The sequence below is a fragment of the Xanthomonas bonasiae genome (assembly GCF_014836395.1).
In the GTDB taxonomy this organism is placed as follows: domain Bacteria; phylum Pseudomonadota; class Gammaproteobacteria; order Xanthomonadales; family Xanthomonadaceae; genus Xanthomonas_A; species Xanthomonas_A bonasiae.
In genome coordinates this window covers 631,149-644,229 of record NZ_JACSQX010000001.1, presented here as the reverse complement: position 1 = coordinate 644,229, position 13,081 = coordinate 631,149, and the positions used below count along the sequence as shown (strand labels likewise).

11 protein-coding genes and 1 pseudogene are annotated in these 13,081 nt (G+C 68.8%); 1 reads left to right on the top strand and 11 read right to left on the bottom strand.

What is annotated here, in order from left to right; all coding sequences use genetic code 11:
* The 11 genes and pseudogenes from H9658_RS02865 to H9658_RS22835 form a co-directional block, all read right to left on the bottom strand.
* A pseudogene (locus tag H9658_RS02865) lies at positions 1–533 on the bottom strand (hypothetical protein); the annotation flags it as partial.
* Positions 530–997, bottom strand: a complete 468-nt coding sequence (gene fliJ / locus H9658_RS02860) for a flagellar export protein FliJ (RefSeq protein ID WP_179564511.1) — start codon at positions 995–997, stop codon at positions 530–532. The pseudogene H9658_RS02865 and the gene fliJ, both read right to left, overlap by 4 nt.
* 3 nt (positions 998–1,000) lie before the next feature.
* Positions 1,001–2,377, bottom strand: a complete 1,377-nt coding sequence (locus H9658_RS02855) for a FliI/YscN family ATPase (protein ID WP_179564512.1) — start codon at positions 2,375–2,377, stop codon at positions 1,001–1,003.
* A complete protein-coding gene (locus H9658_RS02850) occupies positions 2,374–2,994 on the bottom strand; it encodes a FliH/SctL family protein (protein WP_179564513.1) in 621 nt (206 codons plus the stop codon). The genes H9658_RS02855 and H9658_RS02850 overlap by 4 nt, the downstream gene beginning before the upstream one ends.
* Positions 2,991–3,980 (bottom strand): flagellar motor switch protein FliG, encoded by a 990-nt coding sequence (fliG, locus tag H9658_RS02845; RefSeq protein WP_179565591.1) that lies wholly within the window; start codon positions 3,978–3,980, stop codon positions 2,991–2,993. Before fliG ends, H9658_RS02850 begins: the two co-directional genes overlap by 4 nt.
* 10 nt (positions 3,981–3,990) lie before the next feature.
* Positions 3,991–5,703 carry a flagellar basal-body MS-ring/collar protein FliF gene (gene fliF / locus H9658_RS02840; RefSeq protein ID WP_179564514.1) on the bottom strand — a complete coding sequence of 571 codons (1,713 nt, stop codon included), beginning with the start codon at positions 5,701–5,703 and terminating at the stop codon, positions 3,991–3,993.
* 11 nt (positions 5,704–5,714) lie between these two features.
* On the bottom strand, positions 5,715–6,077 hold the full coding sequence (fliE, locus tag H9658_RS02835; RefSeq protein ID WP_185812917.1) for a flagellar hook-basal body complex protein FliE: 363 nt from the start codon (positions 6,075–6,077) through the stop codon (positions 5,715–5,717).
* 343 nt (positions 6,078–6,420) lie between these two features.
* Entirely contained in the window at positions 6,421–9,912 is a 3,492-nt protein-coding gene (locus H9658_RS02830; RefSeq protein WP_225209709.1) for a glycosyltransferase, read from the bottom strand.
* Between the two features lie 293 nt (positions 9,913–10,205).
* Complete coding sequence (locus tag H9658_RS02825; protein WP_225209682.1) at positions 10,206–11,195, bottom strand: DUF1028 domain-containing protein; 990 nt, start codon at positions 11,193–11,195, stop codon at positions 10,206–10,208.
* A 211-nt stretch (positions 11,196–11,406) separates the two neighbouring features.
* A complete protein-coding gene (locus tag H9658_RS02820; RefSeq protein ID WP_263604312.1) occupies positions 11,407–11,790 on the bottom strand; it encodes a cytidylyltransferase domain-containing protein in 384 nt (127 codons plus the stop codon).
* Positions 11,772–12,104 (bottom strand): hypothetical protein, encoded by a 333-nt coding sequence (locus tag H9658_RS22835; RefSeq protein ID WP_225209681.1) that lies wholly within the window; start codon positions 12,102–12,104, stop codon positions 11,772–11,774. Before H9658_RS22835 ends, H9658_RS02820 begins: the two co-directional genes overlap by 19 nt.
* 155 nt (positions 12,105–12,259) lie before the next feature.
* Here H9658_RS22835 and H9658_RS02815 point away from each other — a divergent pair, with 155 nt between their 5' ends.
* On the top strand, positions 12,260–12,859 hold the full coding sequence (locus H9658_RS02815) for a hypothetical protein (protein ID WP_191824251.1): 600 nt from the start codon (positions 12,260–12,262) through the stop codon (positions 12,857–12,859).
* Positions 12,860–13,081 lie beyond the last annotated feature (222 nt).

Below are 13,081 nucleotides of genomic sequence, written 5' to 3'. Positions count from 1 at the left end.
CCGCCGAGCAACGCGGCCACGCCCTGGGCGGCGGCGCCGGCGACGCCGATCGCCAGCCCGGCTGCGCCCAGCGGGCCGGCGCTCGCCGCCGGCAGCGCGGCAGCGAGCGTCGGCAACAGGCTCATGCCGATCCCGGCCAGGCCCGCTGGCGGCCAGCCGGCGTCTTCCTCGCCGTCCTCGCCTTTCTTGGCGGCGGCCTTGCTGTCCTTGCTCGGCGCCTTGCTGTCCTCGCTGCTCTTTTCGCTGTCGCGGGCGGCCTGGTTGCCGGCCTGCGCGCTGCGCGCCGGTTCGCTGGCGTTGTCGTCCGCCGCCTCCGGCCGCTTCGCCGCCGCGTCCTTGTCGGCGGATGCCTGCTGCGACTTGGCGCTCGACCGCGGCGCCGGCTTCGGCGCGGCGCGCGCGCTGTCGTTGCCGAGCAGCTTGTCGAAGTCCTGGCCGCCGCTGCGGTCCCGGCCCTGGGTGTCGGCGCTGTTGCCGGAGGCGCTGGCGCTGGCGCGGGCGTTGCCGCCCAGCGCGGAAAGTGCGTTGCTCATCGGCTGTCTCCGTTGTCGTTGTCGCTGTCGGCCGCGGCCACCGCCAGGCGCACCCGGCGCGCGCCGAGGTCGTCCATCTCGCGCTGGCTGCGGCGGTCGTCGACCTTGCGTTCCTGGGCGCGGTAGCTGGCCGCCAGTTGTTCCAGTACCTGCTTGTCGCGGCTGGCCAGCAACAGCCGGCTGCGCTCCATTTCCACCTTCTCGCGATTGCGGTCCACGGTCTGGCACTGCTGCTGCACCGCGCTTTCCAGGCGATCCAGGAACGCGCGGCGGTTGGCCAGTTGCGCCAGGCTGGTCGCGGCCATCTGGCTGTTGGCGTATTCCTCGGCGTAGCGGCGCAGTTCTTCCAGCCGCGACTCGTGGGTCTCCAGCGCGCGCTGGCGCTCGGCCAGGTCGCGGGCGACCTCGTCCTCGTGCTGCTGGGCGCGGCGGAGCAGGGGATCGATACGCTGTGATTGCATCATGGCTTAGTTCTCACGTTCGACCAGGCGCTTCAACGCGGCCTGGCTGTGGGGCAGATCTGCGGCCTTGGCGACATCCTGTCCGAGGAATTCCATGATTTCGGGCCAACGCTCCAGCGCCTCGTCCACGGCCGCATCGTTGCCGCGCTGGTAGGCGCCGATGGTGATCAGGTCGCGGTTGGCCGAGTACGCCGAGACCAGCCGCTTCAGCGCGCGGATGCGCAGCCGCCACGGCTCGTCGGCGATGTCCTGGACCACGCGGCTGACCGAGGATTCGACATCGATGGCCGGATACAGGCCGCTGTCGGCGACGCGCCGCGACAGCAGGATGTGGCCGTCGAGGATGGCGCGGGCGGCGTCGGCGATCGGATCCTGCGGATCGTCGCCTTCGGTCAGCACGGTGTAGAAGGCGGTGATCGAGCCGCGGCCCTTGGCGCCGTTGCCGGCGCGCTCGACCAGCGCCGGCAGCTTGGCGAACACCGACGGCGGGTAGCCGCGGGTGGTCGGCGGTTCGCCGACCGACAGGCCGATCTCGCGCTGCGCCTGGGCGAAGCGGGTCAGCGAGTCCATCAGCAGCAGTACGTTCAGGCCCTGGTCGCGGAACCATTCGGCGATCGCGGTGGCGCGGTAGGCGCCGTGCAGGCGCGCCAGCGGCGGGCGGTCGGCCGGCGCGGCCACGACCACGGCGCGGCGCAGGCCTTCCTCGCCCAGCGTGGTCTCGACGAAATCGCGCACTTCGCGGCCGCGTTCGCCGATCAGCCCGACCACGATCACGTCGGCGGCGGTGTAGCGGGTCATCATCCCGAGCAGGGTGGACTTGCCGACGCCGGAGCCGGCGAACAGGCCCACGCGCTGGCCGCGGCCGATCGGCAGCAGCGCGTTGATCGCGCGCACGCCCACGTCCAGCGGCATGGTGATCGGCTCGCGCGCCAGCGGATTGATCGAGATGCCGGCCATGCCGACCGAGCCTTCGGCGCGGATCGGGCCCTTGCCGTCCAGCGGCACGCCGTCCGAATCGATGACCCGGCCAAGCAGGCCTTCGCCCACTTCCACGCCGCCGCGGCGGCGCACCGGCACCACCCGCGCGTTGGGCAGCAGGCCATGGGTTTCGGCGCTGGGCATCAGCGAGGTGCGTTCGCCGGAGAAGCCGACCACTTCGGCATCGACCCAGCCGCCGTCGACCTCGACCTTGCAGGTGGCGCCCATCGGCGCCTCGCAGCCGACCGCTTCCAGGGTCAGCCCGACCGCGCGGCGCAGGATGCCTTCGCGGATCAGGCCGCGGCCGGCGGCGGCGTCTAGGTCGAGCTGGCCCAGGCGCGAGGCCAGGCGCAGGTTGCGCGCGTCCAGCCAGTCGGCCGGATGGGTGCCGGACAGCGCGCTCACAGGCCGGCTCCGGACTTGCGCATCACCGTCTCCAGCGCCGCGCGCAGGCGCGCTTCCAGGGTGCCGTCGATGCGCACCGCTTCGGCATGCACGCGCAGGTCGCCGCGGCTCAGGGTCAGGTCCGGCACCAGCCGGGTGCCGTCGGCCATCGAGGCCAGCAGCGGGGTCAGCGCGGCGATGTCGTCCGGATGCAGGCGCACCTCGACCTCGCGGCGCGCGCCGCCGACCGCGTCCAGCGCTTCGCCGACCAGGTCCGCCAGCAGCGCCGGATCGGCCTCGTAGGCGCGGCCGACCAGGCTGCCGGCGATGCGCACCGCCAGTTCGCCGAGCGCGCCGACCACTTCGTTTTCCAGCCGCGCCAGCGGCCGCGAGAAATTGTCCAGGATGCCTTCGATCTGCGCGGTCAGGCGGCGGATCTCGGCCTGGCCCTGGGCCAGGCCCTCGCTGTGGCCGCGCTCGAAGCCTTCGAGCTGCGCGGCTGCCTCGATCGCCTGGATGTCTTCCAGGCTGGGCGGACGCAGGACCGGCTCTTCGGGCAGGGCGTCCTCGAACTGCGGCTCGGGTACCGGCGCGGCGTTGAGCTCCGGCGCGAACCAGCGCACCACGTTGCCGCTCATACCATCGCCTCCGCACCGGCGCCGCCGAGGCTGATCACGCCTTCATCGGCCAGCCGGCGCACGATGGTGAGGATTTCCTTCTGCGCACCTTCCACGTCGGCCAGGCGCACCGGACCGCGCGCTTCCATGTCCTCGAGCAGGATTTCGGCGGCGCGCTGCGACATGTTCTTGGTGATCTTCTCGCGCACCTTGATGTCGGCGCCGCGCAGGGCCAGGCCGAGGCGGTCGCCGCTGACTTCGCGCAACAGGGTCTGCAGCGCGCGGTCTTCCAGTTCGACCAGGTTGTCGAACACGAACATCAGGTCCTGGATGCGGGTGCTGAGCTCGGCGTCGATCTTGCCGATCGCCGCCAGCACGCCCTGGTCCTGGCCGCTGTCCATGAAGTTGAGGATGTTGGCGGCGACCTTGACCCCGCCGACGTTGGACGACTTCAGGCCCTGGTTGCCGGAGAACTGCCGCTCCATGATCTCGTTGAGTTCGTTCAGCGCGTTCGGCGGGATGCCGTCGAGGGTGGCGATGCGCATCAGCACGTCGGCGCGCACGCGCTCGGGCAGCAGCTTCAGCGCCTCGGCGGCCTGGTCGCTGTCCAGGTGCGCCATGACGATGGCGATGATCTGCGGGTGTTCGTTGCGCACCAGGTCGGCGACCGCGCGCGGGTCCATCCACTTCAGCGTGTCCAGGCCGGTGGTGTTGCGGCCGAGCAGGATGCGGTCGATCAGGCCGCCGGCCTTGTCCGCGCCCAGCGCCTGCACCAGCACGTTGCGGATGTAGTCGTCGGCGCCCACGCCCAGCGAGGTCTTGCTGCCGAGTTCGTTGTTGAACTCGTCCATGACCTTCTCGACCTGGTCGCGCGAGATGCCGCTCATGGTCGCCATGGCGATGCCGATCTTCTGCACCTCCTTGGGGTCCATGTGCTTGAGCACCTCGGCCGCGTCGGCTTCGCCTAGCGACAGCAGCAGCACCGCGGCGCGCTGCACTCCATTGATTGCACTGGCATCAGGCTTCACTGGCGACCCATCCCTTCACGACTTGCGCGACACGCTTGGAATCCTGCTTGACCGCTTCGCGGGCCAGGCGCAGACGCTCTTCGTAGGCGTCGGGCAGGGCGATCGCGGGACGGCTGCCGCCGGCGATGCTGGCCGTGTCTTCGGCCATCGACGGCAGCAGCGGGTCGTCGTCGTCCAGCATCGACACATTGGCGTTGTGCGGCTCGGACTTGTCCTTGCCGGTGTTCTTGGCCGGCGCCGGGCCGGCGATCTGGCGCAGCGCCGGGCGCAGCACGCCGAACAGCAGGGCCAGCACCACCGCCGCGCCGAGCAGCAGGCGCAAGCCGTTCATCACCCGCGGATCTTCCCACCAACCGGGCTTGTCCGCCGCTTCCGGCGCTTCGCGCACGAACGGCGCATTCATCACCGAGACGGTGTCGCCGCGCTCGGCGTTGAAACCGACCGCCTGCTTGACCAGGCCTTCGATGCGGGTCAGCTCGGCGGCGCTGAGCGCCTGCTCGACCATCTTGCCCTTGGCGCCCGGCCGCGGCACGTGGTCGACCAGTACCGCCACCGACACGCGCTTGATCCGGCCCGGCGGCTGCCGGGTGTGCTGCAGGGTGCGGTCCAGCTCGTAGTTGCGGGTGGCGCTCTTGGAGGTTTCGGTCGGGGTCGCGGCGGCCGCCTGCTGGGTGTTGGCCGGGGTCGCGCCCGGGGTGCCGGCGGCACCGGGCTGGCCGGGCGCGGCCGCGCCGGGCGGCGAATTGCTGGTTGCGCCGGGTACGCCCTGCGGGCCGGCCGCGGCCATGCTGCTGTCGCTGACCTGCTCGCTGCGCAGCTTCGGCGGCTCGCCGTTGTACAGCTCGCGCGCTTCCTCGGTGACCGAGAAGTCCATGTCCACGCTGACTTCCGGGTTGACCCGGCCGGGGCCGGTCATCGGCTCCAGCAGTTCGCGGATGCGCTGGTTGTAGGAGCTTTCCTGGCGCCGCACCTGCTCGAACTGGGCCGCGTTCAATGCCGCGTCGCTGTTCGGGTCGGCGATGGTCAGCATGCGCCCGCTCTGGTCGACCACGGTGACCCGCTCCGGGGTCAGGTCGGGGATGCTGGAGGCGACCATGTTGACGATCGCATCGACCTGGTTGCGTTCCAGGGTGGTGCCGCCGCGCAGTTCCAGCACCACCGAGGCGCTGGCCACGTCGCGCTGGCGGGTGAACGCGCTGGGCTTGGGGATGGCCAAGTGCACCCGCGCCTCGCGCACCGGGCGCAGGCTGGCGATGGTGCGCGCCAGTTCGGTCTCCAGCGCGTGCTGGTAGCGCGCGTTCTCGACGAACTGGCTGACGCCGAAGCCCGGATCCTTCTCCATGACCTCGAAGCCCATGTTGCCGGTGTCGGTCAGGCCGGAGCCGGCCAGCTTCAGCCGCGCGTCGTAGAGCTTGTCCTCCGGCACGGTGATCGCGCCGGTGGTCTGGTCGAGCTTGAACGGGATCTGCGCGGTGCGCAGCAGATCGGTGGCCTCAGCCGTGCCCTTTTCGTCCAGGCCGGTGTACAGCGGGGTGTACGCGGGCTTCTGCGACCAGAAGAACACGAACAGGCCCGCGGCCACGGCCACGGCGATCATCGCCATCAGCCCGATGCGGCGGGTGATCTGCAGGCTCTGCAGGCGATCGAACCAGGCGCCTGCCTTTTCGCCGCTGAGAGTGTCTTTGCTGAGCGCAAGAGCCATCGTTGTCTACCTTACAGCGGCATGTTCATCACGTCCTGGTACGCCTGGACGAGTCGGTTGCGGACTTCCACGGTGGCGCGGAACGCCACCTGGGACTGTTGCGCGGCCATCATCACCTTGGCCAGGCCGGCGTTGGGGTCGCCCATTTCGAACGCCTTGGCCAGATCGCCGGCCTTCTGCTGGGTTTCGTTGACGCCGCTGATCGCGCTGCGCAGGGTCTCGCTGAAGCTCGGGGCCTGCGTGCCCTGGGTCCCGGTCAGGCCTTCGATCGCATTGCTGCGTCCGGCATCGGCCACCTGCGCAGGCGCGGCCTGGCCGACCTGGCTCTGGTAGCTGCGGATCTGCGAGAGGATGGAACTGATGGAGTCGCTCATACGGGGATGTCCATGCCGGGGCGGCTACCCGGAATGGATGCAAGCGGTGTGCCGAAATCCGGCGGGTGCCGATCGGCTACCCGGAAGGACGGGCGAACGCATGCCCGCATCGAACGACACGAAGCTTCGCCCTTACCCTCATCCGCCCCTTCGGGGCACCTTCTCCCGGGGGGAGAAGGGAAGCGCGCGCCGTGCGAGGGCGGGCGGCGGCGTCGGCTTCCCGACGCAGTCCGGCCGCGGTCGTCGCTGCCCTGGTGACGGCCGATTGACGCGCCGTGCCGGCTCGGGTCCTGGACCGGATCAGCAGATGCAATCCTGGTGCCGGTCCCGGCGGCCGCTGCGCTCAGTCCGGCAGCCAGGCCGCGCGCCAGGCCTGCAGGTTGGCGCCTTCCAGCATCCAGTCGCGGCGCACCGCCGCGTGCAGCGCGTCGCCGGCCGCAGCCCGGGCGGGGGCATCGGCCAGGTGCATGCGGATCGCGTTGACCCAGTCGCGGAAACGGTTCTTGACCAAGGTGGCCGGCAACCCGTGCTGGTAGGGCGGCAGGTCGCTGGTCACCACCGGGTAGCCGCAGGCGCCGTATTCGAGCAGGCGCAGATTGCTCTTGCAGCGGTTGAACAGATTGTCTTCCAGCGGCGCCAGCGCCAGGTCCAGGCGCAGCGCGGCCAGGGCCTGCGGATAGCGTTCGAAGTCCACGCCCGGGTGCACTTCGGCCACATGCGGGCGCAGCCGCTCCGGGCACATGCCCATGAACACCCAGTGCACCTCGCCGGCCAGCGCCTGCACCACGTCGGCGATCAGTTCCAGGTCGCCGGTGTGGCTGGCGCCGCCGGCCCAGCCGACCCGCGGCTTGGCGCCGGCGCTGGTCCTGGTCGGTGCGGGCAGATCGCCCCACATGCGCGGATCCAGCCGGTTGTGGACCACGCGGATGTCCGCATGCAGGCCGGCGAGGGCGTCGGCCAGGGTCGGGGTCGACACCACCACCCGGTCCACCAGCGCCGCGGCGCGGCGCAGCGAGCGCAGCACGTCTTTGGGCATCTGCTCGCGATGCACGCTCTTCAACGGCAGGTTGGGCAGGTAGTCGTCGAGTTCGTAGACCTTGAACGCGGTGGAGAAGCGGCGCATGCGCTCCATCTTGGCCAGTTCGACGTCGCCGACCCGGCGTTGCACCACCACCGCATCCGGGGCGATGCGCTCCATCTCCACCGGGTCGAGCAGGCGCGCGTAGTAGACGCCGTCGATCTGCCCGGCCTCGGCCAGTGCCTGGAACGGCTGGATCACCCGGTAGTGGCCGCTGCCGAAGGCGTCGCCGGGATGCGCCAGGATCCGCGGCAGCGGCTTCCACGCCAGCGGCTGCCAGGAGAACTCGGATTCGCCGAGCTTGAAGCCGCCCGGCTGCTCCAGGCCCAGGCTCGGCGAATAGGCCGGATCGTGCGCCATGACCGGCAGCCAGCGTTGCAGCAGCGCATCGTCCGCGCTTTGCGGCCGTGGCGGCGCGGGGGGCTGCAGCAGCAGCGCTTCCGGCGTCCAGAGCGTCCATTCGCCCAGCGCGGCGGCGCGCAGGCACAGGTCCACGTCGGCGCCGCCGTCGCCGAACCCGCCCGCATCGAAGCCGGACAAGCGTTCGAACAGGTCGCGCCGCACCAGCATGCAGCGCTCGGACACGGCGCTGTAGCGGTGCGCCACCTGCAGCCGGCCCATGTAGCCGGCCTGCGCCATCGGCTCGCCGGCGAAGGCGTGGCCGGCGCCGGGCAACAGCCCGGGCAGCAGACCCGCGTGGGTGATGGTGGCGTCCGCGGACACGCCCTTGGCGCCGACGATGCCGACCTCCGGGCGCTGCGCGTGGTTCATCAGTTCGTGCAGCCAGCGGCCCTGGACCACGGCGTTGTCGGCGTCCAGGAACAGCAGGTAGTCGCCATGCGCCTGGGTCGCGGCCAGGTTGCGCGCCTCGGCCTGGGCCACGCGCTGCTCCAGTGCGAACACGCGGATGCGGCCGTTGCCCAGTTCGGCCACCGCCTGCAGCCATGCGCCGACTGCCGGCGCGTCGCTGGCGTTGTCGACCAGCAGCAATTCGTAGGCCGGGTAGGCGGTGGTCTCGAGCAGGCCGACCACCAGGCGCTGCAGGGCCGGCAGATTGTCCTGGGCGATGGTCACGATCGAGACCGGCGCCTGCTGCGCATGGCCATAGTCGATGCGATGCAGTCCGCCAGGCAGCGTGTCGATCCTGGCGTCGGCATAGCCGCGTGCCCGCAGGTGGCTGGCGACGGCGCGCTGGCGCGCCTCGGCGCCCGCGGCGGCGTCGGCCGGCGCCGCGATCAGCAGCGGCTCGGGCAGATGTCCCAGGCTGGCGCCGGCATCGCGCTGGAACAGGCGCAGGATCAGCTCCAGTTCCAGCGCGCCGTCGTGATCGGGATCGAACCCGCCCAGCTCCTGCACCAGGGCGCGGCGGAACACCCAGTGCCCGGCGGTCGCCAGCGGATTGCCCAGCAGCAGGTCCAGATCCGGATCCGGGCGCAGCACCGGGGCCAGCGTCTGGCCGTCCAGCGCCAGCCATTCGTCGGCATACAGCGCGCTGCAGTGCGGCTGCTGCGCCAGCTCCAGCACCAAGCGCAGCAGGCCGCCCGCGCAGAAAACGGTGCCTGCGCGGGCGCACAGGAACCAGTCAGAGCGGTCGAGTTCGGCCAGCGCGGCGTTGCGGTCGGCGGCCTCGTCGGCGGACGCCAGCGGCAGATGCCGGACTCGCGGATCCGGCCACGGCGTGGCCGTCGCGGCGCCGAGCACGGCCACGCTCAGCGTGGCGAAGGCGGCGCCGTCGAGCAGCAGGCTGTGCAGGCTGGCTTGCAGCGCGGCCGCATCGGCGTTGCGCGCGTCCAGCATTACCGCCAGCCGCGCGCCGCCGCCCAGTTCCGCCAGGCGCGCGTCGAACAGGGCGCGCTTGGCCGGCGGCAGCTGGCGCTGCGCCTGCCAGTCGCGCAGCGCCAGCTGGGCGCGGCCGCGCGCATACGCGGCCTGGATCGCCTGCAGCAGATCGACCGGTTCGGCGCGGCCTCCGTCCAGCGGGGTCACATGGACCAGGCGCACGTCGCCGTCGCCGCGGTACCAGCCCATGGCGCGCACGCCGCGGCGGAAATCGTCGTGGCCCTGGTCGCCGATCCCCGGCTGGTCGCGGCCGGCCTGGCTGTACTGGTCCCGCGTCACCCGGAAGCGGGTCAGCGGCCTGGCCAGCAGGGCCAGGTTGCCGCGGTGCAGGAGCTTGGCGTACAGCGCCAGGTCGCCGACCCAGTGGATCACCTTGCCGTCCAGCATCATCAGCTGGTCGCCGATCTCCAGCAGATCCTGGCGCCGGCACAGCACGCAGCTGGGTTCGCCGATGAAGTTGATGGTGTGGTCGGCGAGGAAGGACAGCAGTTCGGGGCCATCGAGCAGCACGTCGCCGGCGAACGGGAAGCTGGTGGCGTGGATGTCAGGCAGCGGCGCGTCGTCGCCGTCGATGCGCTGCCGGCGCGAGGAGGCCAGCACCACGTCGGGGCCGGCCTGCATAGCCTTCACCAGCGCGGCGATGCAGTCCGGTTCCAGCACGTCGTCGTCGTGCAGGAACTTGACGTAGTCGCCCTGCGCCAAGCCGATGCCCTTGATGGTGCTGCCGAGTTCGCCCAGGCGGCTGGGGTTGCGCTGGTAGCGGATCGGGAAGCGCGCCGCGGCACGCCTGCGCTCCACCGCCGCGGCGATCGTGCCATCGGGGTTGTCGTCGCAGATCACCAGTTCCAGCGCCGGATGGGTCTGGCCCAGCACGCTGTCGAGCGTCCGCTCGAAGTAGCGGAACTTGTAGGCCGGCATGACGATGCTGACCAGGGCGTTGACACTCATTGGGACGGATGGTCTCTGAGAGGAAAGAGGGGGGGCGGTCGCGGTGTCGGCTCCCGCACGTACGGATGCCGGCGTTGTCACCGCCAATCCGCTGGGGATGCAACATGCGTGCCGCAGGCGTTGGATCAGGCCCTCCGCGGCTCCGCCGCTCCGCGCCCAGGTGAGGATGCGACCGTGGATCGGTGGGCCGGTTGCCTGGATCGCAGCAGGCGGATCGCCGCCGCTGCCGCGTGGCGCGACCCGAGCACCAGACCCGACGCAGTCTATTCGGAACTGGAGGGCGGGCTTTGCTGCGGCGCTTCCAAGGGCAGGGCGGAGTACAGCGGGTCTTGCCGTTCCAGTTGCGCCCATGCCGGGTTCAGGTGCGCAAAGGCGGCAAGCGCTTGCCGCGCGCCATTGCTGTCGCCCAGCGCCATCTGCAGGCGCGCCGCGCGGCGCCAGATCCTGTCCCAGTCGGCGCCGAGCCTGACCGCTTCGTCCAGTGCGTCCCGCGCCTGCCCGGCGTTGCCCCGCCGCTGCGCGCGCTCGGCGCGGGCCATCGCGCTGTTGGCTTGATTCAGATCGAGCAGGTGACGCAGCTCGGGCACCGGCTCGCTGGCGGCATCGACGCGCAGATCGATATCCTCGAATCCTCCCTGCGGCGTGCGCACCAGCAGGGCGGCGGACATCTTGCCGGTGCTCTGGCCGCCGGCCGGCTGGCCGGCGGCGAGGGCGGCGACGAGGCGATCGGCGAGCGTACCGTGGCCGCCGAGGAAACTGTCACGCATCGCGGCGACGACCGCTTCGCTGGTCAGGCCATTGCCCTGAATCGCATAGCCCGGCCCGGTGATCGACCCGGCCCAGGCCGAGGCCATGGCCTGCGCGCCGGTAAAGGCCGCGCCTACGCCGCGCATCCCGACCACGCCCACTTGCCGGAACGAGGCATCCTGCCCCTCGAACCCATCGTCGGTTCGGACCAGTCCGTCGACCACCGCGCGGGCCGAGGCGCGCTGTTGCAGCAGAGCGATTCCCTTCGGTCCATAGGAGGGGTTGGTCTCGTATTGGGACGCCACCGCGCCGACCTGCGCCTTGGCGTAGATGACCGTCGCGCCCACCGCGAGATTATTGGTGGCCACCGCCGCCCCGCAGGTGCCGGACGGCGTGCAGGCCACGATGGAGAATGTCGCGAACGCCGGGCCGGTTGCGGCCAGGGCCATCGCCGCAGCCAGCAGCCGAAGCGCGATGCGACGTGCGGTGATGTTCGAACGCAGCATGCCGGGTTCTCGTTACTGGTGCGGTGGAGTGCCTACAAGGTGACCTGCGCTCATTGCCGTCCCCGACGGCTCGACACGACGCCACTATGCAGAGCAAGGCTGCATTGAGGAAGTGCCGGCCGTGGCTTAACCAGCGACACTCAGTCCGACGACTGGGGATCGGACAGATCGCTGCCTGCGCTCATGGCTGCGCGTCCAGCACTTCGGTGAGCTACCGGGCGCGCAGCGCCTGCTCCACGCGCAGCACGTCGGCCGGCGTATCCACGGCGATCGATTGGTCGCTCATCTGCACCATCCTGACTTCGAAGCCTACCTCCAGGAAGCGCAGGGTCTCGATGTCCTCGATCCCGTCCAGGCGCGGTCTTGGGGGAGGCGCGGCGAACGCCTGCAGCGCCTGCCTGGGAAACGCGTAGGCGCAGACCTGGCGCCAGACGCGGTGGATCAGGCAGTCGCTTGAGGTCATCAGCGTGCGGATCCCGGCCTGTTCGCAGGTGGCGCAGATCAGGTCGCAGTCGGTGGCCACCACGATACGCTCGGCAGGTGCGGCTTTTGCACATTGCCGATAGGTACGCACGATCATGGGAACGCCGTCCAGCGCGAGCAGCGGCTTACCCGGCAGGCGCGAAGAGTCGCGGCGCGCTGGATGACGATGGCGTAGTTCATGGGAATTTTATTTGCACGCCGAATGTCTTGGGTGCAACCAGGCATGGGCAAGCGTGATCCGCCACTTGAAATATGAATATTTTGATTGTGCGGCACTAGGTTGCTGAATTCAGCCAAGCCTGAATGCGCAGAGACGCGGCTTGCTGCGCCGATGCCGATCATCAAATGCGGGCTGGTTCTCAGTAATCGAGCAAGGCCAATGGTAAGTTGAATGAACCGTGAATTCCTGCTGGAGGATGACAACATTCCGGTATTATTAAATATTAAAGGTCGAGATGCTCTCTGCTATTGGAGAAGTGATGAATTTCCAAAAATTTCTTATTTTTACAATCCTCATAATGGGGGTAGGTAAATTTTTGGATAATGCACTTCGAAATTGAATGTTTAAGGAGTTTCATGTCATGCCAGATGCAATCTCAGGTGCAAATATTTATGTAAAAAGCGGTACGCGTGCGCAGTTTGATGCTGCTGCGACGGCTGGTGAACTCGCTGCCAGTGAACCATATTTCATCACCGATGAAGGTCGGTTCGCGATGGGCACTAGCGCGAATAGCTACGCCACTTACGCCATTGCCTTGATTCAGGATTTGTCTTTGTACGTCTCCAACACGGGCAGTGATTCTAATGACGGGCTAAGCGCTGCGACGGCATTCCAGACCATCCAGCATGCTGTGAATGTGGTGAGAACACGATATTCATTATGCGGCTATACAGCAATTATAAATGTTGCTGACGGAACTTACGTAGAAAATGTTGTGATGGGCGGCGTGACAGGTGGCATCGTGCGTTTTGTAGGTAGTTCATCTGCTATTTGGCGTAACACTGCAGGACAACTCCTTACAGTGACTGAAGGTAACTCGGTTCATGTTTCTGGTTTCACTTTTGGGTGGCGGGAGCACAGTAAACGGAATTGTGATAACCAATGGAGGGTTGTGTTATTTCCAGGGCGGCCACGTTTTTGCAGCGGTGACCGGCTATCAAGTCATCGTTACGCGCAATAGCGTTGGCATTGCCTCAGGAAGCTACAGTATTACTGGGGGTGGTTACGCCCATTATGGGATATTCGATGGCGGTCAGTTCACTATTTTAAACATTACCGTCACCTTGACAGGTGTGCCGGCTTTTACTGGTGCCTTCGCTACCGTTGGTCGTGTGGGTAGCATTAATGGCGGGGACTCAGTATTTACGTTCTCCGGAGCTGCCACGGGTCCGCGGTATGGAAT